The organism is Thermosynechococcus sp. PKX95 (genome assembly GCF_031583295.1).
Taxonomy (GTDB): Bacteria; Cyanobacteriota; Cyanobacteriia; order Thermosynechococcales; family Thermosynechococcaceae; genus Thermosynechococcus.
This window is the reverse complement of the sequence record NZ_CP134171.1, coordinates 1,441,497-1,465,991: the sequence shown is the minus strand read 5'-3', so window position 1 is coordinate 1,465,991 and position 24,495 is coordinate 1,441,497. Positions and strand designations below refer to the sequence as shown.

General features: G+C 54.1%; 29 protein-coding genes. 21 read left to right on the top strand and 8 right to left on the bottom strand.

Translation table 11 applies throughout. The features are described from left to right. The first annotated feature begins 45 nt into the window (after window positions 1–45). The 9 genes from RHH81_RS07095 to RHH81_RS07055 all read left to right on the top strand — a co-directional run bounded on the left by RHH81_RS07095 (window position 46) and on the right by RHH81_RS07055 (window position 7,669). Complete coding sequence (locus RHH81_RS07095) at window positions 46–1,101, top strand: thiamine phosphate synthase (RefSeq protein WP_310742815.1); 1,056 nt, start codon at window positions 46–48, stop codon at window positions 1,099–1,101. Continuing rightward, window positions 1,098–2,288 carry a class I SAM-dependent methyltransferase gene (locus RHH81_RS07090; protein WP_310438311.1) on the top strand — a complete coding sequence of 397 codons (1,191 nt, stop codon included), beginning with the start codon at window positions 1,098–1,100 and terminating at the stop codon, window positions 2,286–2,288. The genes RHH81_RS07095 and RHH81_RS07090 overlap by 4 nt, the downstream gene beginning before the upstream one ends. Then, a complete protein-coding gene (locus RHH81_RS07085) occupies window positions 2,285–3,226 on the top strand; it encodes a folate-binding protein (protein ID WP_310742814.1) in 942 nt (313 codons plus the stop codon). The genes RHH81_RS07090 and RHH81_RS07085 overlap by 4 nt, the downstream gene beginning before the upstream one ends. A gap of 74 nt (window positions 3,227–3,300) precedes the next feature. Next, window positions 3,301–3,711, top strand: a complete 411-nt coding sequence (locus RHH81_RS07080; RefSeq protein WP_286626602.1) for a hypothetical protein — start codon at window positions 3,301–3,303, stop codon at window positions 3,709–3,711. Beyond that, a complete protein-coding gene (locus RHH81_RS07075; RefSeq protein ID WP_315863385.1) occupies window positions 3,695–5,044 on the top strand; it encodes a YvcK family protein in 1,350 nt (449 codons plus the stop codon). The genes RHH81_RS07080 and RHH81_RS07075 overlap by 17 nt, the downstream gene beginning before the upstream one ends. 63 nt (window positions 5,045–5,107) lie before the next feature. After that, complete coding sequence (locus tag RHH81_RS07070; RefSeq protein ID WP_206199560.1) at window positions 5,108–5,698, top strand: DUF3177 family protein; 591 nt, start codon at window positions 5,108–5,110, stop codon at window positions 5,696–5,698. A 3-nt stretch (window positions 5,699–5,701) separates the two neighbouring features. Then, window positions 5,702–6,358: a class I SAM-dependent methyltransferase gene (locus RHH81_RS07065; protein ID WP_286649878.1), complete on the top strand. Its 657-nt coding sequence runs from the start codon at window positions 5,702–5,704 to the stop codon at window positions 6,356–6,358. Continuing rightward, the gene (locus RHH81_RS07060; protein ID WP_310742813.1) at window positions 6,358–6,918 is read left to right on the top strand and encodes a 2'-5' RNA ligase family protein; all 561 of its coding nucleotides are present in this window, start codon (window positions 6,358–6,360) and stop codon (window positions 6,916–6,918) included. Before RHH81_RS07065 ends, RHH81_RS07060 begins: the two co-directional genes overlap by 1 nt. A gap of 391 nt (window positions 6,919–7,309) precedes the next feature. Continuing rightward, window positions 7,310–7,669 (top strand): PadR family transcriptional regulator, encoded by a 360-nt coding sequence (locus RHH81_RS07055; RefSeq protein WP_149818207.1) that lies wholly within the window; start codon window positions 7,310–7,312, stop codon window positions 7,667–7,669. A gap of 1 nt (window position 7,670) precedes the next feature. On the opposite strand, the gene RHH81_RS07050 is transcribed toward RHH81_RS07055, so the two are convergent. Continuing rightward, window positions 7,671–8,384 carry a uracil-DNA glycosylase family protein gene (locus RHH81_RS07050; RefSeq protein ID WP_206199557.1) on the bottom strand — a complete coding sequence of 238 codons (714 nt, stop codon included), beginning with the start codon at window positions 8,382–8,384 and terminating at the stop codon, window positions 7,671–7,673. A 433-nt stretch (window positions 8,385–8,817) separates the two neighbouring features. Here RHH81_RS07050 and RHH81_RS07045 point away from each other — a divergent pair, with 433 nt between their 5' ends. The 11 genes from RHH81_RS07045 to psbZ all read left to right on the top strand — a co-directional run bounded on the left by RHH81_RS07045 (window position 8,818) and on the right by psbZ (window position 16,300). Further along, window positions 8,818–9,336 (top strand): phycocyanin subunit beta, encoded by a 519-nt coding sequence (locus RHH81_RS07045; RefSeq protein WP_011057792.1) that lies wholly within the window; start codon window positions 8,818–8,820, stop codon window positions 9,334–9,336. Between the two features lie 68 nt (window positions 9,337–9,404). Continuing rightward, on the top strand, window positions 9,405–9,893 hold the full coding sequence (cpcA, locus tag RHH81_RS07040) for a phycocyanin subunit alpha (RefSeq protein ID WP_149818203.1): 489 nt from the start codon (window positions 9,405–9,407) through the stop codon (window positions 9,891–9,893). A gap of 113 nt (window positions 9,894–10,006) precedes the next feature. Beyond that, window positions 10,007–10,870, top strand: coding sequence for a phycobilisome linker polypeptide (locus RHH81_RS07035; RefSeq protein WP_149818201.1), 864 nt, complete (start codon window positions 10,007–10,009; stop codon window positions 10,868–10,870). 43 nt (window positions 10,871–10,913) lie between these two features. Then, a complete protein-coding gene (locus tag RHH81_RS07030) occupies window positions 10,914–11,150 on the top strand; it encodes a phycobilisome linker polypeptide (RefSeq protein ID WP_149818199.1) in 237 nt (78 codons plus the stop codon). A gap of 7 nt (window positions 11,151–11,157) precedes the next feature. Then, window positions 11,158–11,988, top strand: a complete 831-nt coding sequence (locus tag RHH81_RS07025; RefSeq protein WP_206199556.1) for a HEAT repeat domain-containing protein — start codon at window positions 11,158–11,160, stop codon at window positions 11,986–11,988. Beyond that, window positions 11,985–12,626 (top strand): HEAT repeat domain-containing protein, encoded by a 642-nt coding sequence (locus RHH81_RS07020; RefSeq protein ID WP_225901515.1) that lies wholly within the window; start codon window positions 11,985–11,987, stop codon window positions 12,624–12,626. Before RHH81_RS07025 ends, RHH81_RS07020 begins: the two co-directional genes overlap by 4 nt. Before the next feature lie 15 nt (window positions 12,627–12,641). After that, on the top strand, window positions 12,642–13,475 hold the full coding sequence (locus RHH81_RS07015; protein WP_206199555.1) for a phycobilisome rod-core linker polypeptide: 834 nt from the start codon (window positions 12,642–12,644) through the stop codon (window positions 13,473–13,475). A gap of 3 nt (window positions 13,476–13,478) precedes the next feature. Beyond that, entirely contained in the window at window positions 13,479–14,219 is a 741-nt protein-coding gene (locus tag RHH81_RS07010; RefSeq protein ID WP_310742812.1) for a phycobilisome rod-core linker polypeptide, read from the top strand. 33 nt (window positions 14,220–14,252) lie between these two features. Further along, complete coding sequence (locus RHH81_RS07005; protein WP_206199553.1) at window positions 14,253–15,008, top strand: phycobilisome rod-core linker polypeptide; 756 nt, start codon at window positions 14,253–14,255, stop codon at window positions 15,006–15,008. A gap of 131 nt (window positions 15,009–15,139) precedes the next feature. Next, window positions 15,140–15,994, top strand: a complete 855-nt coding sequence (locus RHH81_RS07000) for a M23 family metallopeptidase (RefSeq protein WP_206199552.1) — start codon at window positions 15,140–15,142, stop codon at window positions 15,992–15,994. A 117-nt stretch (window positions 15,995–16,111) separates the two neighbouring features. Beyond that, complete coding sequence (psbZ, locus tag RHH81_RS06995; RefSeq protein WP_181496775.1) at window positions 16,112–16,300, top strand: photosystem II reaction center protein PsbZ; 189 nt, start codon at window positions 16,112–16,114, stop codon at window positions 16,298–16,300. On the opposite strand, the gene RHH81_RS06990 is transcribed toward psbZ, so the two are convergent. The 5 genes from RHH81_RS06990 to RHH81_RS06970 form a co-directional block, all read right to left on the bottom strand. Continuing rightward, window positions 16,297–17,073, bottom strand: a complete 777-nt coding sequence (locus RHH81_RS06990) for an RNA methyltransferase (protein ID WP_206201649.1) — start codon at window positions 17,071–17,073, stop codon at window positions 16,297–16,299. The genes psbZ and RHH81_RS06990 overlap by 4 nt on opposite strands. Further along, window positions 17,073–17,765: a type 1 glutamine amidotransferase gene (locus RHH81_RS06985; RefSeq protein ID WP_206199551.1), complete on the bottom strand. Its 693-nt coding sequence runs from the start codon at window positions 17,763–17,765 to the stop codon at window positions 17,073–17,075. Before RHH81_RS06985 ends, RHH81_RS06990 begins: the two co-directional genes overlap by 1 nt. Window positions 17,766–17,773: 8 nt before the next feature. After that, window positions 17,774–18,244 (bottom strand): CAAD domain-containing protein, encoded by a 471-nt coding sequence (locus RHH81_RS06980; protein WP_206199550.1) that lies wholly within the window; start codon window positions 18,242–18,244, stop codon window positions 17,774–17,776. A 129-nt stretch (window positions 18,245–18,373) separates the two neighbouring features. Further along, window positions 18,374–19,810 (bottom strand): circularly permuted type 2 ATP-grasp protein, encoded by a 1,437-nt coding sequence (locus RHH81_RS06975; RefSeq protein ID WP_399363684.1) that lies wholly within the window; start codon window positions 19,808–19,810, stop codon window positions 18,374–18,376. A 25-nt stretch (window positions 19,811–19,835) separates the two neighbouring features. After that, window positions 19,836–20,063, bottom strand: a complete 228-nt coding sequence (locus RHH81_RS06970; RefSeq protein ID WP_206199549.1) for a hypothetical protein — start codon at window positions 20,061–20,063, stop codon at window positions 19,836–19,838. 258 nt (window positions 20,064–20,321) lie between these two features. Here RHH81_RS06970 and ffh point away from each other — a divergent pair, with 258 nt between their 5' ends. Then, window positions 20,322–21,731, top strand: coding sequence for a signal recognition particle protein (gene ffh, locus RHH81_RS06965; protein WP_206199548.1), 1,410 nt, complete (start codon window positions 20,322–20,324; stop codon window positions 21,729–21,731). A 12-nt stretch (window positions 21,732–21,743) separates the two neighbouring features. Here the strand turns inward: ffh and RHH81_RS06960 are convergent, their stop codons facing one another. Together RHH81_RS06960 and RHH81_RS06955 are read right to left on the bottom strand one after the other, a co-directional pair. Beyond that, complete coding sequence (locus RHH81_RS06960) at window positions 21,744–23,333, bottom strand: glycoside hydrolase family 57 protein (RefSeq protein WP_310453560.1); 1,590 nt, start codon at window positions 23,331–23,333, stop codon at window positions 21,744–21,746. Between the two features lie 219 nt (window positions 23,334–23,552). Continuing rightward, window positions 23,553–24,491 carry a cobalamin-binding protein gene (locus tag RHH81_RS06955; RefSeq protein WP_310742811.1) on the bottom strand — a complete coding sequence of 313 codons (939 nt, stop codon included), beginning with the start codon at window positions 24,489–24,491 and terminating at the stop codon, window positions 23,553–23,555. Window positions 24,492–24,495 lie beyond the last annotated feature (4 nt).

Genomic DNA, 24,495 nt, shown 5'->3' with positions numbered 1-24,495 from the left:
TGAACAGAACTGTGTTGATTCTTTTCTGTGGGGATCGGACGTGCTATGCAAAATTTAGCTCCCGGATTTGAGGGGCAACGCATCCGGCGGATTCTCGATGCCAACCTTGACCGTGCCCGCGAAGGTCTGCGGGTGATTGAGGAATGGTGCCGCTTTGGCCGCGAAGATGCTGCCCTGAGTGCAGAATGTAAAGATTTGCGCCAAACCCTTGGCCGCTACCATACCCCAGAGTTGCGGGCGGCACGACAAACGGATCAGGATCCGGGGACTGCTTTGCGTCATCCCCAAGAGCGCGATCGCCAGACCCTCAGCGAGGTGCTCACCGCTAACTTTGCCCGTGTCCAAGAAGCGCTACGAGTGATTGAAGAATACGCGAAATTAACCAATACTGAGCTGAGTGACACCGCCAAAGCCCTCCGCTATCGCGTTTACATTCTCGAGCAAGCCCTGATCCTCAACCCGCGCCACGCTCGAGCGCAACGCCTGCAAGGGGCAAAGCTCTATCTGGTGACTGCCCCCAGCGATCGCCTGCTGGAAACCGTCGAAGCTGCTTTGAAGGGGGGACTGCCCCTTGTGCAATACCGCGACAAAACCAGTGATGATCACACCCGTCTAACCACGGCTCGCCAGTTACAAGCGCTCTGCCAACGCTACGGCGCCCTGTTTTTGGTCAACGATCGCGTGGATATTGCCGTGGGTGCCAATGCCGATGGTGTCCACCTCGGACAGACGGATATTCCCATGGAACTGGCTCGGCAAATTTTAGGGCGCGATCGCCTCGTGGGACGCTCGACCACCAATCCCCAAGAACTGGAGCGTGCCATTGCTGAAGGTGCCGATTATGTGGGTGTTGGGCCGATTTTTGCGACTCCTACCAAACCCGGTAAAGCGGCTGTGGGCTTTGACTATCTCCAATACGCCCGCAAACACGCCCCGATGCCGCAGTTTGCCATTGGCGGCATTGATCTCAGTAATATTGATGAGGTGGTCAAGGCCGGGGCGACTCAGGTGGCCGTTGTCCGCGCCATTATGGATGCGGCTGACCCAGAGGCAACCACCCGAGAATTATTACGACGCTTATCTCAAGGGGAACCATCATGACCTCGGCGGCTGAGATTACTGCTGCTGTGCGGCAACTGTACAATACCTATCCTTTTCCGCCGGAGCCGCTCCTTGATGAGCCACCACCGGGGTACAACTGGCGCTGGTCTTGGCCGGCGGCCTATAGCTTTTGCACAGGACGCTATCCCTCCCAGTTGGACGTTGCCATTCTCGATGCTGGCTGTGGCACTGGTGTAGGAACGGAATATCTCGCCCATTTGAATCCGCAGGCAAAGATTACTGCGTTGGATCTCAGTGAGGGTGCTTTGGAGATTGCCCGCGAGCGCTGCCGGCGATCGGGCGCCACCAATGTCGAATTTCACCACCTGAGCCTAGAGGATGTGGCACAACTGGGGCAAAGGTTCCAGATGATTAACTGTGTGGGCGTGCTGCACCATCTGCCGGATCCGCAGCGGGGCATTCAAGCTCTCGCCGATGTTCTTGCTCCCGGCGGCATTTTGCACATCTTTGTTTATGGAGCCTACGGTCGCTGGGAAATTAAACTGATGCAGCAGGCCATTGCCTTACTTCAGGGGAGCGATCGCCACAACTATCGCGAGGGGGTGGCCATTGGACGGCAACTCTTTGCCGCATTGCCCCAGAACAATCGCCTGAAAAAGCGTGAGCAGGAGCGCTGGAGCCTCGAAAATCAGCGGGATGAATGCTTTGCCGACATGTACGTGCATCCCCAAGAAATTGACTACACGATCGCCAGCCTCTTTGACCTCATTGCTGCCTCTGGCCTAGAATTCGTTGGCTTTTCTAACCCTCAAGTTTGGCGGTTGGAGCGGCTATTGGGCAGCCAGCCAGAACTGTTGCACCGCGCACAGCACTTAGATCCGATCCAGCAATATCAACTCATTGAATGCCTTGACCCTGAGGCAATGACCCACTTTGAGTTCTTTTTGGCCAAGCCGCCGCTGCCCCGTCACGATTGGTCTGAGGATGCGGCTTTGCTGGTGGCTATTCCGTGGCGACACCCCTGCTTAGAGGGTTGGCCGGGGGTCTGTGTCTTTAACTGTCACTATGATGTGATTCAGCTCAATCAGGCTGAGCAGCAATTCTTGGCGGCTGCGACGGGTCAAAAAAACGTGGCTGAGTTATTAGCTGAGCAACCGGGCTTCAATCTTGCAGGGGTGCGATCGCTCCTTGAGCGGGACTTGCTTCTCTTAGGAGTAAAAGAATGACGGATCTACTGGAAACAGTCTCTGTCAGTGGTGCAGTCTATGATTGCAGTCATTGGGGGCGCCTACGCCTCAGGGGGGGCGATCGCCTAAAGTTTTTGCACAATCAAAGCTCCAATAACTGTCTTGTCTTGCAACCCGGCCAAGGGGCAGATACGGTTTTTCTGACCTCGACGGCGCGCACCCTTGATCTTGTCACCCTACTTGTTCATATGGAGTGGGTGGATCTACTGGTGTCACCGCAGCGCCGCGAGTTTCTCTTGAAATGGCTCGATAAGTACATCTTCTTTGGCGACGATGTGCAGGTGAGCGATCGCACTTCTGACAGTTACTGCTACCGAGTGTTCGGTGCCGTTTCGGATCAGATCGCTGACCAATTGGGTCTGCAACCGTTTTCCCAGCCCTACGCTCATGTGACTCTCACCTACGAAAACGCTCCCATAACCATTGCTGCCACCAGTGGCTTAGCGATTCCGGGCTTGACCCTTTGGAGCGATCGCCCCCTCACAGATCTCCTCAATGCCCATCTCCAACTGAATGATACCGACTGGGAACACCTACGCATCCGCCAAGGGCGACCCGCTGCCGACGCTGAACTCACCGAAGACTATAACCCCCTCGAAGCCCGACTGGGGCATACGATTTCTTTCAATAAGGGCTGCTACATTGGCCAAGAGACAATCGCCCGCCTCAACACCTACCAAGGGGTCAAACAACATCTCTGGGGACTGGAATTGAGTGCCGTTGTTCCCGCCCCAACTCCCCTACTTTTGGAAGGGGAAAAAGTGGGTCTGCTCACCAGTTGTACGCCCCTAAATGGGGGTGCCTTTGGTCTAGGCTATGTGCGCACTAAAGTGGGCGGTGCCGGGTTAACCTTGCACACCCCAGAGGGCATCATTGCTCAAGTGGTTGAGGTGCCCTTCTTAAGAACTGTTGCCTAAAAATACTCTCAGCAGAGAATGCTATAATCCAATCGGTTCGTGCAGAAAATTTACTGACCGAAGGAAGGAAGCCTATGGCGACGGCACAGGTGTTAGCGTTCATGCAAAAGACCGCTGAAGATACCCAACTACGAGATGAACTGGAGAACCTTCTGGGGGTAGGGGATGGCAATATCAGCGGCGCTGCCGAACTAGATGCTGAGGAACTCGCTGCCCTGCGAGGAGAGATGGCGCCTAAGGTGGTGGATTTTGCCAGTCAACATGGTTTTGAATTTTCCACCGATGAACTCATTCAAGTGGTTGATTCCTTTGCTCAGCACCAAGCAGGGGAAATTAGCGATGATGAATTTTCCGGGATTTTAGGTGTTCCCATTAACAGTAATCATGCCGAACACAAAAAACAAGTGGCCAATCCTCTGCAGCGCCTAGCCCGCTATCTGAGCAAAACCTATTTGGGTATTGGTGCGGATGAGGAGAGCGAATAAGGCTCAACCACTCTCAGCGAAGCTACGGCCAGCCCGTCGTAAAATCCGTTTGTGGTCCCAATGGTTGCTCCCTGGGCTACTGGTGAAACGATGGCTCCTAATTAGTGCAGTTGGCGTTTTGCTGGCTAGTCTGGGCTTTGCCATTAGCATCAACCTCACCCCCATTTTTTACTTCCTGCAATTTCTAGAGCAGTTTGTTCAAAGTATTGCCCGTTTTGTGCCCAGCTACATCAGTGGCCCTTTACTGCTGCTTGGGGGGTTGGCACTGATTGCTTGGGGCTATGCCCGCACCCTTGGCTCGATTACGGAAGTCCTGTTGCCAGAAGACGACAAGGCCTTGGTGGAGCGGCTGCTCATCCATCGGCGGCTAGGCAGGGGGCCAAGAATTGTTGCTATTGGGGGGGGAACTGGTCTCTCCACCCTCTTGCGGGGACTCAAGCTCTATAGTTCCAATATCACTGCCATTGTGACGATGGCCGATGATGGCGGCTCATCCGGACGACTGCGGCGGGAAATTGGGGTGTTGCCACCGGGGGATATTCGCAACTGCTTGGCGGCTCTTGCCGATGAGGAGAAAATCGTCACTGAACTGTTTCAATATCGCTTTGAAGCGGGGGATGGCTTAGCAGGGCACAGTTTTGGCAATTTGTTTCTGACGGCGATGACAAATATCACGGGGGATCTGGAGCGAGCGATCGCCACCAGTTCAGCGGTCTTGGCCATTCGTGGTCAAGTGTTGCCAGCCACCCTAACAGATATGACCCTTTGGGCACGCCTTGCCGATGGTCGCCTCATTCATGGGGAGTCCAACATTACAGCCGCCCGCGGCAAAATTGTCGAAATTGGTTGCTCGCCCCCAGCCCCCAAAGCCCTGCCCCGCGCCATTCAAGCCCTTCATGAGGCCGACTACATTATCCTTGGCCCCGGCAGTCTCTACACGAGTATCATTCCCAATCTTTTAGTGCCTGAGATTGCCCAAGCCCTAGCGGAGCGGCAGTGCCCCTGTGTTTACGTCTGCAACATTATGACGCAGCCGGGGGAAACCGATGGCTATGCTGTGAGTGATCATGTGCGTGCCCTTGATGCGGTCACGGGCGATCGCCTGTTTGATGCGGTGCTGGTGCAAAAATACCCCCCCAGTGCCGCTCACCTTGAACGCTATGGGCAGCAGGGAAGTACCGCTGTGGCTATTGATCGGGAAGCCCTGACCCGTCAAAACTGTCGACTGATCCTTGCGGATGTGATGGACGAATCCACGCCAACCGTGCGCCATGATTCGCAAAAGTTAGCAGCCATTCTGATGCGTTGGTATGAGCGAGTGCGATCGCTCTAGCCTTGTGCCTTGGGAAGGCGATCCCTAATAATAGAACCGTTGCACTTGGGTCTGTGGCCTGCCATGTCCTTGGAACTTCTGCGATCGCTCGTGTGGATGGACTACCGCCTTGCGGTGCTCTTTACTGTAATTATTCCCTTGATCCTGTTGCTGTGGTCAACGGTTAAAAATGTGCCAGCGATTACCCAACTGCTGATTATCTATTGGCGGGTGGCCAGTCTATTGGCGATTACGGTGTACCTGATGATGCCGCAGTGGCCAGTGGCCTACGTCACCGGATTTATGGCCTTGGTGCTGATTCCCATTAGCCTCTGGTTTTGGGTGGATCTCAATGAGGAAATTAGCGATCGCCAAGATTTGATTGGTCAGGTCTTTAGTAGCTGGCGCTGGGCAATCACGCTCTACTGTATCCTTGCCGCCATTGGTCAGGCCTTTTATTTGCCCTGTGCGTTTGTCGCTGGTGCCGTTCAGACCCCCAGTTGCCAAGTCTGGCTCGAGCCACCCCTGATGTTCAAAGATATTTTCCATGCCCAAGCCCGCGCCGGTACCCTTGGCTTCTTTGCCGCCGTTGCCCTTGTCATCTATATGCTCTATCTGAGCTACTTTGTGTTTGTGCGCTTACCCAAGCAGGGGCGATCGGCGACGGGTCTATAGCCTATGCCGCTGCAACGCATTCTTGAACCTGAGGTCATGGAGACGCCAGAAACGGCTGCCGCCTATGACGCCATGGATTTTACTGCTGTTAATGCCGCCTTCTGTGAAGATTTAGCCGCAGTCTTAGCCAGTGTTGAGCAACCTCTAAAAGTTTTAGATGTGGGTACAGGAAACGGGCGGATTCTGCAAATGCTGCATCAACGCTATCCCCATTGGCAACTAACAGGGATTGACCTCAGTCCAGCCATGCTGGCGATCGCCCGCCACCACAGTCCGCAATTAAACTTTATTCAAGGGGATGCCAAAGCCTTGCCCTTTGCCGACGCGAGTTTTGATGTTGTGATCAGTAATAGCTTGATCCATCACCTAGCGGATCCGCGGCCTGCCCTTGGCGAAATGCTGCGGGTGCTGCGTCCCCAAGGGACGTTGTTTATCCGTGACCTTTATCGCCCAGAAACATTGGCCGAACTGCAAGCCTTGGTTGAGCAATATGCGGGTCAAGACCCGCCCCAGCAACGGCAACTGTTTGCCGATTCGCTCCATGCGGCACTGACCTTAACGGAAATGGGGGATCTGTTCAAAACCTTGCCGCAGCCGCCGCAGCAGTGGCAAGCCACCCTCACCTCCGATCGCCATTGGACCGTTGTGGCACAGCGCTAATGAACCGGCGGCATTACTTTATTGCTTTGTTGCCCAATGCTGACATTCAGGCGGAAGTCACCCGCCTCAAGCAGTATTGTTGCGATCGCTACCAAAGCCAAGCGGCACTGCGCTCTCCCCCCCACGTTACCCTCTATCCCCCCTTTTGGTGGCCAGATGCAGCGGTCGTAAATCTGGAGCAAGCTCTAGAAACTTTTTCCCAGCAAGCCGCTCCAGTGGAGTTGATCCTCGATGGCTTTGCCGCCTTTCCCCCACGAGTCATTTATATTCACGTGGCACCCACCCCAGCCCTCAAGACACTACAAGCAGATCTCGTCAAAGCGGTAGCGAAGCCCCTGCACCTCCCCCCTACGCAACGCCATGCCTTTACCCCCCACATGACGATCGCCTTTCGTGATTTAACCAAGGACAACTTTCGCCACGCTTGGGCAGACTTTCAAGCACAATCCTTTGCGGCTCGCTGTTGGGTATCCCACCTCACACTGCTGGTGCACAATGGCCGCCGCTGGCAGATTTATCGTGAATTTTTGTTAAGAAATTTTGCTGCTGATCACCCTTGAAATCAATTTACAACAGGTCAATGACTTGATTTTTGCCAACTGCGGAATTATGATGCAAGGAACACTTTTCTCTCAAACTTCCTAAAATCAGAAGTACAGCCCTTTTTACAAGGACGGCAGACGCTTAAAATCGTGAAAGCCGACAGGGGAGAAGACTATTTCTCCTATATTTCAGGAAAGGGTTGTAAAACAATATTGTAGTCTTGGTAGTGATAAATACTTAGTGACTTTCATGCGCTATATAAGGCTAGAGGCAAGTGCTGATATTAAGGGGGGAGTATTTGTGTTTTCTATCGTTTGGAGCAACAGAGTTGAATTCAGACGCTTCCATGATCTGAGGAATTTTGGGGAGTCAATGGATCAGCAGTAGCCCATTGCTGAGGATAAGGTTATGAAACTGGAAGATATCTACACCTTTTTCCGCCAGCCACCGCCCGTTTACCTGAGCAAGGAAGTTGCGGTGTGCTATGTGCTCTATACCCTTGTGGAAAAGGGGGACTCCTATGGCACGGCGCTGATTCAAGCCATTGAAAACGAATATCCTCTTTACCGCCTTTCCGATACGGTGCTCTACAGCGCCCTCAAATTCCTCGAGGATGAGGGAATTATTGATGGTTATTGGAAGAAGGTGGAAGGTCGCGGTCGGCCGCGGCGAATGTACCACATTGTTGGCGAAAAGGAGCAACAGGCGCGGGAACTTTCGGAGCTTTGGCTACGCTATTTGCAGGAACATCCCCACCGTCAGGAGTAATCTAAGCATCGAGTTGGCGCAGGCGATCGCGCACGGCTTGCATATCCTGCCACGTTAGCCACTTGGGACTGCCCGGCTCCCGCGAGTTATTTCGCAACAGATAAGCAGGATGAAAAATCGGCATACACCAGCGTCCCTGCCATTCAATCCACTGACCGCGAATTTTTGTAATCCCCCGCTGATCTTGGAGCAAGCCGCGCACAGCCGTTGCCCCCGCCAGTAGAATAATGCGGGGATTGACCAAGCGAATCTGCTCTAACAGATAGGGCAGGCAGGCTGCTGTTTCAGCGGGTTCAGGGACGCGATTGCCGGGAGGGCGGCACTTCACAATGTTGCAGATATAGGCATCCCGTTCACTATCGAGATTGACCGAAGCCAGAATTTTATCGAGGAGCTGCCCTGCCTTGCCAACAAAGGGGCGACCCGTTTCATCCTCCGCTTGACCCGGTCCTTCACCAATAATCATCAGCTTGGCGGCGGGATTACCACGGCTGACCACCACATGGGTACGGGTGGCCGCTAAGCCACAGCGTTGACACTGCTGACAATGCGCCGCAAGCGCCTCCAAGTCGCGGTAGGTACCGGCGGGAATAGGCACCTCAGCGCGCAGCGGAATTTGATCATAGGTAGCAGCATCGAGAGGCGTCGGTGGCGGGGATTCGGCCTCGGTGGGGGCGAGGGTGTCAAATAAGCTAAATTGCAACGGTTCACTCATGTGGATCGTAACTTCCTGAGAATAATGTTAAAGAAACTTCACGAAACTTAGGAAAAACTTAGGACAAATCGCACCAATTTTATGGCGATCGCGGGAAGCTTAATTTATCTCACAAAAGTATTTTACAAATTAATAACTACGGCGAAACAGGTTTCCCACCGCATTGTATAAGAAATACCTGAAGGGTTTAACAGCACGGTTGTTGACCTCACCTAGGGAAACACAGGCTGTTATTCGACCTTTCCGGCACCCACCACTGTGGTGTTCGTGACCTGACATATCCACACCAAGGATCAGCTTGGTCGCTCTAAGGTTGCTTGACACAGCCTTTATGGGTTGACACAAAAACACCATAAAAATCCTGCAATCCCGCTAGGGGCAGGAATGTCAAGAAGTTCTAACTTCTTTAACAACCTTTAAGGAGAATTGATCCATGCTAGATGCATTTGCCAAAGTTGTCGCTCAGGCCGATGCCCGCGGTGAATTCCTCACCAACGCCCAGTTCGATGCCCTGTCCAACTTGGTGAAAGAAGGCAACAAGCGTCTGGATGCCGTCAACCGCATCACCAGCAATGCCTCCACGATCGTTGCTAACGCTGCTCGTGCCCTCTTTGCAGAGCAACCCCAACTGATCCAACCCGGTGGGAATGCTTACACCAACCGTCGTATGGCTGCTTGCCTGCGCGACATGGAAATCATCTTGCGCTATGTGACCTACGCCATTTTGGCCGGTGACTCCAGCGTGCTCGATGATCGCTGCTTGAACGGTCTGCGGGAAACCTACCAAGCCCTTGGTACCCCCGGCTCCTCCGTGGCTGTGGCTATCCAAAAAATGAAAGATGCCGCGATCGCGATCGCCAATGATCCCAATGGCATCACTCCTGGCGATTGCAGCGCCCTGATGTCTGAGATTGCTGGCTACTTTGATCGTGCCGCTGCCGCTGTTGCCTAAGACACAGCTACCGTCTTGTAACTTTGACCGTTCTGAACACGCACATTTTTTAGGGAGATATTTTATCCATGAAAACGCCGATTACTGAAGCTATTGCCGCCGCTGATACCCAAGGTCGTTTCCTTAGCAACACCGAGCTGCAAGCGGTTGACGGTCGCTTCAAGCGCGCTGTGGCCAGCATGGAAGCTGCTCGCGCCCTGACCAACAATGCTCAGAGCCTGATTGACGGCGCAGCCCAAGCGGTGTACCAAAAATTCCCCTACACCACCACCATGCAAGGCTCTCAATATGCCTCGACCCCCGAAGGCAAAGCCAAGTGCGCCCGTGACATCGGCTACTACCTGCGGATGGTGACCTACTGCCTCGTTGCCGGTGGCACTGGTCCGATGGATGAGTACCTCATCGCTGGCTTGTCTGAAATCAACAGCACGTTTGATCTCTCCCCAAGCTGGTATGTGGAAGCTCTGAAATACATCAAAGCCAATCATGGCTTGACGGGCCAAGCTGCGGTGGAAGCCAACGCCTACATCGACTACGCCATTAACGCCCTCAGCTAATAGGCGTTTCCCTTCGTTGCCCGGTGAGGTAAGCAGATGTTGTCGGCGTTGGGCTGACCCTTTGTTTACAGCACCGGGCTTGTTTGTACCCTCGATATTTAGGAGTTTGTACCGTGGCTATTACTGCTGCTGCTTCGCGCTTGGGTACCTCCGCCTTCAGTGATGCTCCGCGGGTGGAGCTGCGTGCCAACTGGAGCGAGGAAGATCTAGAGACTGTCATCCGTGCCGTTTACCGTCAGGTCTTGGGCAATGACTATGTCATGGCATCGGAGCGTTTGGTGAGTGCGGAGTCACTGTTGCGCAATGGCAAAATTACCGTGCGGGAGTTTGTGCGCGCAGTGGCCAAGTCGGAACTATACAAAGAGAAGTTTCTCTACGGCAATTTTCAAACCCGTGTCATTGAACTGAACTATAAGCATTTGTTGGGGCGGGCACCCTACGACGAGTCGGAAGTAATCTTCCATTTGGATCTCTACGAAAATGAGGGCTTTGATGCCGACATTGACTCCTACATTGATTCCCCCGAATACACCGATAGCTTTGGGGATTGGGTCGTGCCCTATTACCGTGGCTTTAATAGCCAGCCGGGTCAGAAAACAGTGGGCTTTAACCGCATGTTCCGTCTCTATCGTGGCTATGCCAATAGCGATCGCGCCCAAGCAGAAGGCAGCATGTCCCGTTTAGCGCGGGATCTGGCCACCAACAGTCCCAATACGGTGGTGCCGCCTTCGAGTAGCGATACGGCCTTTGCCTACTACACCCCCAGTGCCGATGTTCCCCCACGGGCTTGCTTGGGTGGTTCCTTTGGTGAAAGTGGCCGCGTCTATCGCATTGAAGTGGCGGGCATTCGCCAACCGGGCTATCCGGGGGTGCGCCGCAGCAGTACCGCCTTCTTGGTGCCCTATGAGCAACTGTCGAGCAAAATGCAGCAGCTTCAGCGCACGGGTGCTCGCATTGTCAGTGTCAATCCTGCCTAGGAATGTTTGTTTAGCGTCCTTTTGAGATTGGGAGTCAGGTGTCATGTTTGGTCAAACTGCGTCTGGAAGTGCTGCCCTTAGCCCCTCCGGCGCTCGCGTTTTCCGCTACGAGGTTGTGGGTCTGCGTCAAAACGAAGAAACTGACAAAATGGGGTTTCCGATTCGGCGCAGCGGTAGCACCTTTATTACGGTGCCCTACAACCGCATGAATGAAGAGATGCAGCGCATTACCCGCATGGGGGGCAAAATCGTTTCCATTACCCCCGTGGTCGCCTCCTAATTGGCTGATGTCTGGAGAGGGAATGACGGCGGTCTCTGAACCGGTACAACTGACGGTTCCCCAAATGCTGGCGCAGCTTCAGGGGACGGATACCAGTCTCCGCTACTATGCGGCGTGGTGGCTGGGGAAGTTTGGCCTAGAAACAGCAACGGCAGCGGAGCGGCAGGCGATTGTGGCCGCCTTGATTGCTGCTTTGGCCGATGAGGCCGATCGCACAGAATTGGGGGGTTACCCTCTGCGGCGGAATGCCGCCCGTGCCTTGGGCAAGTTGGGCGATCGCCAAGCCGTACCGGCATTAATTGAGTGCTTGCGCTGCGAGGATTTTTATGTCCGTGAGGCGGCGGCCATTGCCCTTGGTCAGTTGGGAGACCCCCAAGCGATCGCGCCCCTGCAATCGCTCCTAGAAGGGGGTGTGGCAATGGCGCGGCTCGTCCCCGGTCGCCCGCATCTGGTGCAGCCAGTGGAAGCCGTGATTGAAAGCTTGGGTCACCTTGGTGCCACTGAAGCCATTGCCCTGATTGAGCCATTCTTGGCCCATGAAATGCCGCGAGTCCAATTTGCCGCTGCGCGGGCACTTTTTCAGCTCACGGGAGCGGCCGAGTATGGCGATCGCCTGCTAGCGGCTCTCAACAGTGAGGATGTGCAACTGCGACGGACAGCGCTTCTGGATTTGGGAGCGATGGGCTATCTACCCGCAGCAGAGGCTATTTTGCAGGCGGGTGTTGAAGCGAGCTTCAAGCTCATTGCCCTCCACGGCATCCTCAGCCAGCAACTGCGGCAGGCCGCCCCAGCCGCACAGACCCTCTCCCTCTTTCAAGGATTGGATCAACTGCTGTGAGTGATCTCCATCCCTATATCCATGCCGTTGAGACTGCCACCTCTGCTCCTGCCCTATGCGAGGCGGTGGTTCAGCTTGCCCAGCAAAAAGACACCGCTGCTATTCCCACGCTGATTGCGGTTTTGGGGTACAACAACCCCGCTGCTGCCCAAGCCGCTGTGGCAGGCCTCATTGCCCTTGGGGATGCTGTTGTGGAGCCGCTGTTGGCACAGTTGGATGGATACAACTATGGTGCCCGTGCCTATGGGGTGCGAGTTTTGGGGAGTATTGGTCATCCTGCCGCCCTACGGGTCTTATTGGCTGCCGCGCAGTCGGATTTTGCCCCCAGTGTTCGCCGCGCCGCCACAAAGGCCTTAGGAACGCTCCGCTGGCAGTTAATCCCTGAAGAGACGGCAAGAGAGGCTCAATTAAGGGAAGCACTCACAGTTCTTCAACGCAACAGTGAAGCAGCGGATTGGGCGGTTCGCTATGCCGTGGGTGTTGCCCTCGATCATCTGCATCAGCAGGCGGCTGCTCGTGCCCTTCGGGAAGCGGTGCGTTTCCTCCTCAATCATTTGAGCGATCGCGACCCCGACATTGTTGTGCGTTCCCGTTGTCAACTTGCCCTCCAGAGGGACTCTCTGTCCATGCACACCTAAAAGGATTGGAAAGTTATGTCGTTACCCTTGCTGGCTGTGAAGCCCAGAACCCTTGACCAGCGGGTGGTCAGTTATGAAGTCCCCGCCGAGGATGATCCCGTCATCTACCGCCTCACCGATGCCACCGATGCCGCAGACGTGGATGCCCTGATTTGGGCAGCCTATCGCCAAATTTTCAGCGAGCACCTGATTTTGGACTCCTACCGTCAGCCCTTCCTAGAATCCCAACTGCGCAATCGTGCCATTTCCGTACAGGATTTTATCCGTGGCTTGGGTAAGTCCGAGGTCTATCGCGAGCAAGTGGCAGCCGTCAATTCCAATTACCGCCTCGTGGATGTCTCCTTCAAGCGATTCCTTGGCCGCCCCACCTATGGCCAGCAGGAGCAGATTGCTTGGTCGATTATTCTAGCCACCCGTGGCCTAGAAGGATTTATTGATGCCTTGGTGGACAGCGACGAGTACCAGCAAAACTTTGGTGCCGATATTGTCCCCTACCAACGGCGGCGGCGCATGGCGCGTCCTTTTAACCTCGTTAATCCCCGCTACAGCGACTACTGGCGCAACAAGGAAATGTCCCTCAGTGGTCGTTCTTACTATCAAGTGCGCTACTACACCGCAGGGCCACTGGACAAGCAAATTATCCGCGGCGCGATTCCAGCCAACTTCCTCTCTATGGCGCGTTCAATTGTGGTGCCTACCCTCGATACTCAACGCCATGTGGCACGGGCCACCTCCAGTTTGGTGACGGTTCCCAACACCGCCCAAGAGCGGGATCTACCGCCGACACCGGTCAAACCTGTGCCCGTTGCGTTGCCCTATCGTTATTTGCCCTCTCAACCAAAGGTGTAAGCCATGACGATTCCCTTGCTGAGCTATGCCCCTAGCTCCCAAAATCAGCGGGTACCGGGCTATGAAGTGCCCAATGAAGACACCCCTTGGCGCTATTCCCTTGAGGATGTAGTGGATCAGTCAGATATTGACGAACTGATTTGGGCGGCCTATCGCCAAGTCTTCAGTGAGCACGTCGTCCTCAAGAGTACCCGCCAGCCCCATTTGGAGTCCCAACTAGCCAATCGTGCCATTTCGGTACGGGATTTTATTCGCGGCTTGGCCAAATCGGAGACATTCCGTCGCTTGGTGGTGGAGACGAACTCCAACTATCGCTTGGTGGAAATTGCCCTGAAGCGACTCCTTGGGCGTGCGCCCTACAACAAAGATGAAGAACTGGCGTGGTCCATTCGCATTGCCACCGACGGTTGGCAGAACTTTGTGGATACCCTTGTGGATAGTGACGAATACACACAAAACTTTGGCGATAACACTGTGCCCTACCAGCGTCGTCGCTATAAAGATCGCCCCTTTAATCTGGTGACCCCTCGCTATGGTGACTACTGGCGCGATAAGTTAGAGAACAGTCGCTACAAGTGGGGCGACATTCGCAATTTCTTGGAGATGGCACGATCGGTCAAGGTGACACCTGTGCAATTCAAGCCAGTGTCCACGGCCAATGTGCAAATCCCCGATACCACGCGGCGCGATCGCCCGACTGTACCGGCGTCGATCAACCCGACGGCGACCTTTCCGCTGCGCTAGCTATTGTTTCACTCTTTGACTTGGGAGAGATCCATGGACTTACCTCTACTCGCCTACAAGCCGACGACTCAAAACCACCGCGTCGCTACCTTTGGCATTGCCGATCAAAACGAAGATAGCCCCTATATCTATCGTCTTGAGGATGCGGCCTCCTACCCGGAAATCCGCGAGGTGATCTGGGCCTGCTATCGGCAGGTGTTTAGTGAGCATGCCACCTTAGCCTTTAACCGTCAAATCACCTTGGAATCCCAATTAGTGAACCGAGTGATTACGGTGCGGGACTTCATTCGCGGTCTGGCCAAATCAGAGCGCTTCTACAATACGGTGGTGGCTGTGAACGACAACTACCGTTTGGTGGATGTGTGCCTGCGGCGGTTCTTGGGGCGCAGTGCCTACAACGAAGAGGAAAAAATTGCTTGGTCAATTAAAATCGGCACCCTTGGCTTCTATGGCTTTGTCGATGCCCTCCTCGACAGTGAGGAATACACCAATGCCTTTGGTGACTTTACGGTGCCCTACCAGCGCAAGCGGATGGAGGGACGTCCCTTTAACCTCGTGACGCCGCGCTATGGCTTTGAATACCGCGACAAAGTGGGCACCACTACCACCGATTGGCGGTTTACGCTGGAGAAATTCTACGATCGCAAGTTCCAAGAGCGGCGGCTACCGGAGGGCGACCCCCGCAAATACCGCGATTTGGCAGCAGCGATCGCGCCCAAGACTCGCTATGCCCAGCAGTTGCGTGCCGCTGATATTGATTACTTAGCCAAAGTGCCCCGCCGTCGTTAAATTACGCCCAAGGATGCTTTAATCATCCAGCCGTCGGTAAATTTACTGGCGGCTTTTTCTCATTCGTTCCTGCTTGGAACCCCAGTGCATTTTTGCGTGTCCAATCTAGAGGCTCATTGTTTCTTGCCGCTATGCGCGATTGCCTTTTCCCGTGGCTAGTACCTGCCATTATCACTGCCACCATTCTGCCCGCCAGTAGTCAAGTTACGATTCCAATTACGGTCACCGTCAGTCCCGATCGCCCTGTTTTGGGAGATACGCTGGCCATTGTGGTCAACGCTTCAGAACAGCCCACGGTCGAGGTGGCGGGCAAAGCGCTGCCGGTCTTTTCCATTGGGCCACAGCAATGGCGTGCCTTTGTGGCCACAACACCACTCCAGACCCCCGGCCGCCGTTCATTGGTGGTTCGCTCAGGAAATGAAACCCGCAATATGCTTCTGTGGGTGGGCGATCGCTCCTTTCCTGTGCAAAGGATTTGGCTCCCACCGGGCAAAGACGCCTCAGGAACGGATTTGGAATTTGATCGCGTGGATGCCTTTAAGGCACTGGTCACCCCCGAAAGACTCTGGCAAGGTGCCTTTCGCCGCCCCAACAGTGGCCCTGTGACCACACCCTACGGCGTACGGCGGTACTACAACGGGGTTTTGGCCAAGGACTACTTCCATCGTGGTTTGGACTATGCAGGCCCCAAGGGATCACCCGTAGTAGCGGCGCAGCGGGGGCGAGTGGCCTTAGTGGGGCGAGAATCCCAAGGATTTCTCATCCATGGCAACACGATCGGTATTGATCATGGGCAGGGGGTGCTGACGATTTACCTGCACCTCGATCAAATTCGCGTCCAAGAGGGACAAATGGTTGAGGCAGGGCAAGTCATTGGCACCGTTGGCAATACGGGTGCCTCCACAGGGCCGCATTTGCACTGGGGACTCTATGTCAATGGTGAGTGCGTCGATCCGCGATCGTGGCTGACCCATGGCTGGCAATAGTTGCGATACGAACTCGCTTTCCTGCCTAGTTTAGGGTCAACAAATGGGGGATAATGCTAGTTCAGAGGTAGCCGCTTCGCTACCATTGCCGCTGATAAGATTTGGGAGTTAGCAACAATGACGATTCTCTTTCAACTGGCTCTTGCTGCCCTTGTCATCCTCTCCTTTGTGATGGTGGTGGGTGTGCCAGTGGCCTACGCCTCTCCCCAAGATTGGGATCGCTCAAAGCAGTTAATTTTCCTTGGCTCTGGGCTATGGATTGCCCTAGTGCTAGTGGTAGGCGTTCTCAACTTTTTTGTGGTTTAGTTCAGCCAGCGTTGGCGATAGACTTCGTACAAGAGCACTGCTGTGGCGATCGCCACATTGAGGGATTCAACATTTGGCTCCTGAGGAATCCGCAGTGCCGTAAACGTGAGATCTTGGTAGGCCGGGGGTAACCCTTGGCCTTCATTTCCCATGACCAGTAAGGTCGGTTGACGAAAATCCGCTTGCCAATAGATCAGTGGCGCGGTTGGTAATGTGACGACTATTTGCCATCCTTGGGCTTGGTAGGCTTTGAGAGCGGCCAAACCATCGCTAACAGTTTGCATCGGTAGGCGAAACCACTGGCCGGCACTGGCACGCAACACTTTTGGATGGGTCATGTCCACGCAATCGGGGGTCAACAATAGCCCCTCAACACCCACGGCGGCAGCGGTACGAATAATCGTTCCCAAGTTGCCCGGATCCTGAAGCGTGACTAAGCACAGACCTAAACGCTGGAGTGGCAAGGTAGGAAGGGGTGTATAGTTGGCAACAGCAACAACGCCATCGGGAGTGGTTGTCGTACAGAGGGCAGTCAGTACCTCTTCACTGACTTCAACGGTGCGATCGCTCCTATGGACAACCTGCTGCCAAAATGTTGGCGATTGCTTTGCTTGCCAAGCGCTGGTATAGCAAACCACTGATAAGCGATAGCCGGCTGCCAGTGCCTCTTGGAGCAAATGAGTCCCCTCTAAAAGCAAGTGCCCTTGGCGATATTTGCGGTGGTGCAGCCTACGGATCGAGCGCACCAAGGGATTCTGCCGACTGGTAATGATCACGACTGAATCCAGCGCTCAAGTAAACGTTCCAGATAGGGAGTCAAGAGTGCGGTTTGCGCGGCTTGAGCTTGAATCTCTGTGGCGGATTGAATGTAAGGGCCGGGGACTAGCTCATGCTGACAGTGCTGAATCAACTCCCCAAGGCTAGCGGGGGTCACTTCTAAGTGAAACTGAAGACCAACAACGCGATCGCCCCACAAGAATCCTTGTTGCGGACAGGTGGCACTTTTGGCGAGGGGCATTGCATCCGGAGGGAGGCTAAACATCTCCCCATGCCAATGCAGCACCGTCAGTTGGGGTGGCCAATCCTGAAACCAAGGATGCGCTTGGGCGGCTGCTGTCAGTTCAATGGGAAACCAGCCGATTTCCTTCGTGGGTGCTGGGGTGACCTCTGCCCCTAGGACTTGTGCCAAGAGCTGAGCACCAAGACAAATCCCGAAAATGGGTAACCCGTTGGCGATCGCTTGGCGCAAAAAGGCCTTTTCAGACCCTAACCATGGATAAACAGCCTCATCGTGTACCCCCATAGGGCCGCCCATCACAATCAGCGCATCCACCTCCGTCAATGCGGGTAGCGGCTCGCCTGCATAGAGATGACTGCCTTGCCAATCAAAACCACGGGCGATCGCCCACTGGGCAATGTAGGCAGGGGTCTCAAAGGGCACGTGCTGGAGATAATGCAGGCGCATGAACTCGCTTAAGAAGAACTGGCGCCTTCATTCCCAAGGATACGGGATTTATACTCATTCACCTTTTGGCCAAGTTCACGGCGACCGGACTCAAAGAGGACATAGCGATACAGAAACCAACAAGTGTAGCCAAAGCCTACGAGTTCACAGGTCGGGCCTAGGAGGGGAATGGCATTCACTACTTCCAAAATGGCGACCGCTAGTGCCACAAAAGGAATGGTGGCAAGAATGATGAGGAGGGTGCGCAGGGGCTGCTTGTATTCACCCACAAATGCACTAACCTGATCGGGGAAGACCGTGAGGAGCCAATAGAGTTTTTCACGAGCCTGTTGCCACTGTTCATCCGTGAGACCGCCCACTTTCGGCGGCGCTGGCTGAGACTCTACTTCCGCTAAGGGTGCTGGTGCCGGCGTTGGTTCAAAAATAGGCTTTTCCGTATGGGTAGTTTCTGTGGTTGGGGATGTCTCAAATTCATTCATGTGCTTAAGTTCCTTCAGTACCTCAGCAAGTTTAGGCTAAGTTCACCGATCAGCGTTGGCTAATAGCTAATAATTGTTTAACATAGGTGGTGCCTTACCGCTAGCATCCCCTGTCCCCAAAAGACGGCTCTAATCATTAAGCACCCAAGTATCCTTGCTCCCGCCCCCTTGGGAAGAATTCACCACCAATGAGCCACGCTTCATCGCCACCCGCGTCAGACCACCGGGATGGACATAAATTTCCTTGCCGTACAGGATATAGGGGCGTAAGTCCACATGGCAGCCGACAATTTCATCCCCCAGCAGGGTGGGCACGCGCGACAGCGAAAGGGTGGGCTGGGCAATGTAGTTGCGGGGATTGGCTTTGATGCGCTCTGCAAATTCTGCCCGCTGCTCAGTCGTGGCTTGGCAACCAATGAGCATGCCATAGCCGCCGGACTCGTTGGCAGATTTCACCACGAGGGAATCGAGGTTCTTGAGCACATGATCCAACTGTTGTGGCTCCCAACACAGGTAGGTGGGCACATTGGGTAGTAGGGGTTCCTCACCGAGATAATAGCGAATCATTTGCGGCACATAGGCATAAATCACCTTGTCATCGGCCACGCCAGTTCCGAGGGCATTGGCGATCGCCACCCGCCCTTGGCGATAAACCTCCATCAGACCCCTGACCCCCAGCATCGAATCAGGACGAAATACCGCTGGATCAATGAAGTCATCATCAATGCGGCGATAGACCACATCCACGCGCTTCAGACCCTTGGTTGTGCGCATTTGTAGGTAACCATCAGCCACCACCAGATCCCGCCCTTCCACGAGCGTTACCCCCATTTGCTGAGCAAGGAAGGAATGCTCAAAATAGGCGGAATTGTACATCCCCGGCGTCAGTACCACCACGGTCGCATCCGGTAGGCCGGGGGGCGCAAGGTTCAGCAGCGTTTCTAGGAGACGGCTGGGGTACTCGTCCACAGGTTGAATGTGCAGTTCTTTGAAGACAAGGGGAAACGTGCTTTTCATCACGCGGCGGTTTTCTAGCACATAGGAGACCCCCGAAGGGCAGCGCAGGTTATCTTCTAGAACATAGAAGGTGCCATCGCGATCGCGCACTAAGTCGGTACCCGTAATATGGCACCAAATGCCCCCCGGCGGCTTCAGGTCGTGGCAGGGACGCAGATAGCCCTTGGCCGACTCAATGATTTCCCGTGGGATGACACCATCCTTAATAATTTTTTGCTCACCATAGACATCAGCAATAAATGTATTGAGCGCCGCAATCCGTTGCTTGAGACCCCGTTCAAGGGCTTGCCACTCTTGGGCGGGAATGACCCGCGGCAGAATATCAAAGGGCATGATCCGCTCGGTGCCCTCGGCAGCACCATAGACCGTGAATGTGGCGCCAATGTTAAACATCACCTGTTGGGCGGTTTTTTGGCGCTGTTGCAGTTCTCCCGCTGGCAACGATCGCACCCGTTGTAACAGCGGTTCAATAAAAGGTCGTGGTTGGCCTTTGGCTAGAAACCACTCGTCGTAAAAGTCTTCCGGATCGTAGTTCTCAAATTCCAGCATTGATATTCCTTGGTGGCGATTTCCCTCAATGGTCTTGCTCGAGAGGAGTCGGCAAATCTGACACCGCCACTAAATGAAACCCCATTTGACAGCGAAAGTGTTGACATCCCGCTTCAGCAGTACTCCCTAGAGGCGCCCCACAACGGAGCTGACCCTCCTGCCAGCGGGGTTTGCCTTGGCGATCAGCAAACAAGCAGGATTGACACACAGACTGTGACGGTAAAATCTGATTTTGGGTGAGGATCACAAGCATTGGACACCTCCCGCCGATCAGAGCCTTTAATAGGCCGTCTTTATAGAACCTGATAAAAATAAAGACTCTAACCCCAATGTTTTTATCTTACCGTGAAAGCCTAGCGGATACGGTTGACGACCACTGCTAACTTTGCTACAAATTGCAACTCGCAGCCCCTTGCTTAAATCGGCAGCCAAGACGGTATGGGGAAGACGGTTTGCTACGATAGATACTCTAAGATCAATGAAATTCTTGTTGCCCCTTGAGCTGTAATCCATGTTTGACGCCCTTGCTGAACGCCTTGAATCTGCTTGGAAAACCCTACGGGGTCAAGACAAAATTACCGAAAACAATATCCAAGAAGCTCTTAGGGAAGTGCGCCGTGCCCTGTTAGAGGCCGATGTCAACCTCCAGGTCGCTAAAGACTTTATTGAAAATGTGCGTCAGCGGGCGATCGGTGCTGAGGTCATTGCCGGGGTTCGTCCCGATCAGCAATTTATCAAAATTGTTTACGATGCCCTTGTTGAGGTCATGGGGGAATCCCACAGTCCCCTTGCTCACGTGGAGCCACCCCCCACGATTATTCTCATGGCCGGTTTACAGGGAACGGGGAAAACCACCGCCACAGCAAAGCTCGCCCTGCACCTGCGCAAAGAACGCCGCAGCACCCTCTTGGTGGCCACCGATGTCTATCGTCCCGCTGCGATTGATCAGTTAGTCACCCTTGGCAAACAAATTAACGTGCCCGTGTTTGAGATGGGTACAGAAGTTAGCCCCGTGGAAATTGCTCGCCAAGGGGTGGCCAAAGCCAAGGAACTCGGTGTGGATACCGTGATTATTGACACAGCGGGGCGCCTACAAATTGATGCCGAGATGATGGCAGAACTGGCGGCCATTAAAGATGCGGTACAACCCCACGAAACCCTCTTAGTAGTAGATGCGATGACGGGGCAAGAGGCGGCCAACCTCACCCGTGCCTTCCATGAGCAGGTGGGGATTACGGGAGCCATTCTCACCAAACTGGATGGGGATACACGCGGCGGTGCAGCTCTCTCGGTGCGTCAAGTCTCCGGACAACCGATTAAGTTTATTGGTGTTGGTGAAAAAGTCGAGGCTCTCCAACCTTTCTATCCCGATCGCTTGGCCTCTCGCATCTTGGGGATGGGGGATGTCCTCACCCTTGTCGAAAAAGCCCAAGAGGAAGTGGACTTGGCCGATGCCGAAAAAATGTCCCGCAAAATCCTCGAAGCCCAGTTTGACTTTGATGACTTCCTCAAGCAACTGCGCCTACTAAAAAATATGGGTTCCCTTGCGGGAATTATGAAGCTCATCCCCGGCATGAATAAAATTTCAACGGAGCAACTCCAGCAGGGCGAAGTACAACTCAAACGGGCGGAAGCCATGATTAACTCCATGACCCGCGAAGAGCGTCGCAATCCTGAACTTCTCGCTAGCTCCCCCAGTCGCCGTGAACGGGTTGCCAAAGGTTCTGGTTATCAAGTAGCCGATGTAACAAAGTTGGTCAGCGATTTCCAGCGGATGCGATCCCTGATGCAGCAGATGGGTCAAGGGGGCTTTCCGGGAATGGGTATGCCGGGTATGAACCCAATGGGTCGAGGGGGTCGTGCTCAGGCTCCCAAAAAGCCCAAGAAGCAAAAGAAACGCAAAGGCTTTGGCGTTCTTTAACCACTGCCCCGACTACAAGGGGCGATAGACCCGATAGTTAATGTGGGGAAAGATATTGTCAATGGCTTCCACTTTTTCCAGCCAACCCGCATCAATTTTTTGTGCCTTGATGTCATCATAGAGCTTGTGGAAGCGCATCAAGTGGCTACGGGTGCGGCGAACCGCATAGGGTACCATCGTTCCCGTCCGCATAATAAAAGCCCAGTCTGAGGATTGGGCAAGGAGTAATTCCCGTGCCGCTTGGTTGAGGGCACGCCAACTCAGTTCATCCCACGGCTCCCCCTTGGCCAGTTCAATCATCCGTTCAGCGGCCTTATGGAGGTGGGGGTAAATCCAAGCATTGGTGTCATTCAGCCAGTATTCATGGAACCCCTTGTAGCCCCAACTGGACTGGGACGGACGGCACACCTGCTGGGTGGGATGGGCGCGCAGATAGTCTGCCAAGTGGGTCATGGCAAAGGTGTCTTGGTCAAACCAGACCTTGCGGAAGAGAAAGTCAAGGAACCAAGGCCCTTCATACCACCAGTGACCATAAAGTTCCGCATCGTAGGGAGAGACCACAATTGGCGGACGCTGCATTAGGTGGTGCAGGTAGCGAATTTGATTTTCGCGGTTAAACATGAAATTGGCAGCGTGCTCGGCTGCTTTTTCCCGAGCCCAGTAGGGGTCATAGAGCTGCTTCTCTCCCAGTCCTAGGCCACGACCCGTAATTTTGTGGTACTTAATTCCCGTATTTTTGCGTTGGCCATTGGGCATGATGTAGGGCTTAATGTATTCGTACTCTGCTTCCCACCCCAAGTCCTTGTAGAACTCACGGTATTCAGGCGCCCCCGGATAGCCCACCTCTGACGACCACACCTGCTGTGAGGATTCATGATCACGGCCAAAGGCAGCCACCCCAGTTTCGGTGAAAATAGGCGCATAGGTGCCAAAGCGAGGCCGCGGACGGGCATAGAGAATACCATGGCCATCAGTAATGAAATAGCGCAAACCCGCATCGGCCAGCATTCGCTCTAGGCCTTCGTAATAGGCGCATTCTGGCAGCCAAATGCCCTTGGGCGGGCGGCCAAAGGTTTGTTCATAGTGCTCACAGGCCACTTGCAGTTGTGCCCACACCGCTTGGGGATACATTTTCATGAGGGGTAGGTAGCCGTGGGTGGCACCACAGGTAATGATTTCAAGGTTATTGGTGTCTTGAAACTGCTTAAAGGCCTTGACGAGGTCGCGATCGTAGTTTTCCCATGTCTGCCGTACGCGGTTGAATTCTTGGGCATAGTGCTCGGCAAGGTAGCGGATGTGGCCATTGTAGGTATTGCGCTCTACCTCTAGTTCTGCCAGTTCCTCTAGTTTTGCCAAGTGCTGATCGTAGCGTTCCTGAAGTAGCGGATCCCGCAGCATTGAAATTAATGGCGGCGTCATACTCATTGTGATTTTGAAGTCCACGCCGTCACGCTTTAGCCCCTCAAACATCCAGATCAGGGGCACATAGGTTTCGGTAATTGCCTCAAAGAGCCACTCTTCTTCTAAAACGTAGTCACTCTCGGGGTGGCGGACAAAGGGGAGGTGAGCATGCAAAACCAGCGCTAAATAACCAATTGCCATAGGAAGCTTGCCTATTTATGTATTTGGGACAACGGCAGGGGATCAATGAGATCAGTTGAGTTTCCCTCATCTTAGGCGAAATAGCCAAATCTGCAACGGGTAATTTTTATCTTTTCTTCAGATTTATCGTTGGTGCCATCCTCCTGTGATTGATGGCGCGTACAGCCGCCCTTTGCTGAAATAGGGGATAGGAAATCAAATCCTTGCCGGCACTGGCTTTTACAGCTGTGAGCGTGTGCCATCCTTGGGAAAAGGGCTGTAGGGTTGCCAACCCATGCCTTGAAATTTTGGTTCTTGGGGTGGGTGGAGAATCTCGACAAGAATTTCAAGGGAATCCACTAAGCGGGGGCCGGGGCGGTTGAAATAGGCGTTGCCATCAACAATGTACAGTTGACCTGTTTGCAGGGCACGCAATTGCTGCCACTGGGGATAAGTGTGCAAGGCTTGGTCAAGTTCTTGACGGCTGCGTTCGAGGTCAAAGCCACAGGGCATGACAATGATCACCTCCGGGTCGATCGCCAGAAGTGTTGACCACTCAATGTAGGGGGAATGTTTTCCTGCTGTACCGAGGACATTTTCACCCCCCGCGAGGGCAATCAATTCCGGTACCCAATTGCCACTGGCCATGAGGGGGTCAATCCATTCAATGGTCGCGACTTGCTGCCGCGGGCGATCGCTCACCCCTGCTTGACAGGCATGAATTCTGGTGTGTAGCGAATTCAGTAGGGGGTCGGGAGAGACACCGAGGGCAAGACCCACCCGCCGAATATCCTGCCAGACATCCTCAAGGCAATGGGGTTGGAGGGAAATTAACTGCGGTGGTGGCTCAAAGAGTCTGGCGATCGCCCCCTGCACCTCTGCCAAGGTTACAGCACAAACATCGCATTGATCTTGGGTAATGATGTGGGTCGGTTTTAGTGCTTGCAGGGTCGCCAGTTCCAAGTCATAAATGCCCAGAGCCGATCGCAGGAGGTCTTGAACCGCCCGATCAATTGCTAAACTTGACTGCTGTGTATCTAACCTTGCCCGTGTACAAACAGGCAATGTCTTCACCTCTGGCGGATAGTCACATTCATGGCTACGCCCCACAAGAAACGGTGTCAATCCTAGGGCAGCAACAATTTCTGTGGCACTCGGTAGGAGCGAAACGAGGCGCATCTTG

What these genes read in the sequence shown, in the direction of transcription:
- RHH81_RS07095 (WP_310742815.1), top strand. Translation starts at nt 46, where the DNA reads ATGCAAAATTTAGCTCCCGGATTTGAGGGGCAACGCATCCGGCGGATT.
- RHH81_RS07090 (WP_310438311.1), top strand. Translation starts at nt 1,098, where the DNA reads ATGACCTCGGCGGCTGAGATTACTGCTGCTGTGCGGCAACTGTACAAT.
- RHH81_RS07085 (WP_310742814.1), top strand. Translation starts at nt 2,285, where the DNA reads ATGACGGATCTACTGGAAACAGTCTCTGTCAGTGGTGCAGTCTATGAT.
- RHH81_RS07080 (WP_286626602.1), top strand. Translation starts at nt 3,301, where the DNA reads ATGGCGACGGCACAGGTGTTAGCGTTCATGCAAAAGACCGCTGAAGAT.
- RHH81_RS07075 (WP_315863385.1), top strand. Translation starts at nt 3,695, where the DNA reads ATGAGGAGAGCGAATAAGGCTCAACCACTCTCAGCGAAGCTACGGCCA.
- RHH81_RS07070 (WP_206199560.1), top strand. Translation starts at nt 5,108, where the DNA reads ATGTCCTTGGAACTTCTGCGATCGCTCGTGTGGATGGACTACCGCCTT.
- RHH81_RS07065 (WP_286649878.1), top strand. Translation starts at nt 5,702, where the DNA reads ATGCCGCTGCAACGCATTCTTGAACCTGAGGTCATGGAGACGCCAGAA.
- RHH81_RS07060 (WP_310742813.1), top strand. Translation starts at nt 6,358, where the DNA reads ATGAACCGGCGGCATTACTTTATTGCTTTGTTGCCCAATGCTGACATT.
- RHH81_RS07055 (WP_149818207.1), top strand. Translation starts at nt 7,310, where the DNA reads ATGAAACTGGAAGATATCTACACCTTTTTCCGCCAGCCACCGCCCGTT.
- RHH81_RS07050 (WP_206199557.1), bottom strand. Translation starts at nt 8,384, where the DNA reads ATGAGTGAACCGTTGCAATTTAGCTTATTTGACACCCTCGCCCCCACC.
- RHH81_RS07045 (WP_011057792.1), top strand. Translation starts at nt 8,818, where the DNA reads ATGCTAGATGCATTTGCCAAAGTTGTCGCTCAGGCCGATGCCCGCGGT.
- cpcA (WP_149818203.1), top strand. Translation starts at nt 9,405, where the DNA reads ATGAAAACGCCGATTACTGAAGCTATTGCCGCCGCTGATACCCAAGGT.
- RHH81_RS07030 (WP_149818199.1), top strand. Translation starts at nt 10,914, where the DNA reads ATGTTTGGTCAAACTGCGTCTGGAAGTGCTGCCCTTAGCCCCTCCGGC.
- RHH81_RS07025 (WP_206199556.1), top strand. Translation starts at nt 11,158, where the DNA reads ATGTCTGGAGAGGGAATGACGGCGGTCTCTGAACCGGTACAACTGACG.
- RHH81_RS07015 (WP_206199555.1), top strand. Translation starts at nt 12,642, where the DNA reads ATGTCGTTACCCTTGCTGGCTGTGAAGCCCAGAACCCTTGACCAGCGG.
- RHH81_RS07010 (WP_310742812.1), top strand. Translation starts at nt 13,479, where the DNA reads ATGACGATTCCCTTGCTGAGCTATGCCCCTAGCTCCCAAAATCAGCGG.
- RHH81_RS07005 (WP_206199553.1), top strand. Translation starts at nt 14,253, where the DNA reads ATGGACTTACCTCTACTCGCCTACAAGCCGACGACTCAAAACCACCGC.
- RHH81_RS07000 (WP_206199552.1), top strand. Translation starts at nt 15,140, where the DNA reads ATGCGCGATTGCCTTTTCCCGTGGCTAGTACCTGCCATTATCACTGCC.
- psbZ (WP_181496775.1), top strand. Translation starts at nt 16,112, where the DNA reads ATGACGATTCTCTTTCAACTGGCTCTTGCTGCCCTTGTCATCCTCTCC.
- RHH81_RS06985 (WP_206199551.1), bottom strand. Translation starts at nt 17,765, where the DNA reads ATGCGCCTGCATTATCTCCAGCACGTGCCCTTTGAGACCCCTGCCTAC.
- RHH81_RS06980 (WP_206199550.1), bottom strand. Translation starts at nt 18,244, where the DNA reads ATGAATGAATTTGAGACATCCCCAACCACAGAAACTACCCATACGGAA.
- RHH81_RS06975 (WP_399363684.1), bottom strand. Translation starts at nt 19,810, where the DNA reads ATGCTGGAATTTGAGAACTACGATCCGGAAGACTTTTACGACGAGTGG.
- RHH81_RS06970 (WP_206199549.1), bottom strand. Translation starts at nt 20,063, where the DNA reads ATGCTTGTGATCCTCACCCAAAATCAGATTTTACCGTCACAGTCTGTG.
- ffh (WP_206199548.1), top strand. Translation starts at nt 20,322, where the DNA reads ATGTTTGACGCCCTTGCTGAACGCCTTGAATCTGCTTGGAAAACCCTA.
- RHH81_RS06960 (WP_310453560.1), bottom strand. Translation starts at nt 23,333, where the DNA reads ATGGCAATTGGTTATTTAGCGCTGGTTTTGCATGCTCACCTCCCCTTT.
- RHH81_RS06955 (WP_310742811.1), bottom strand. Translation starts at nt 24,491, where the DNA reads ATGCGCCTCGTTTCGCTCCTACCGAGTGCCACAGAAATTGTTGCTGCC.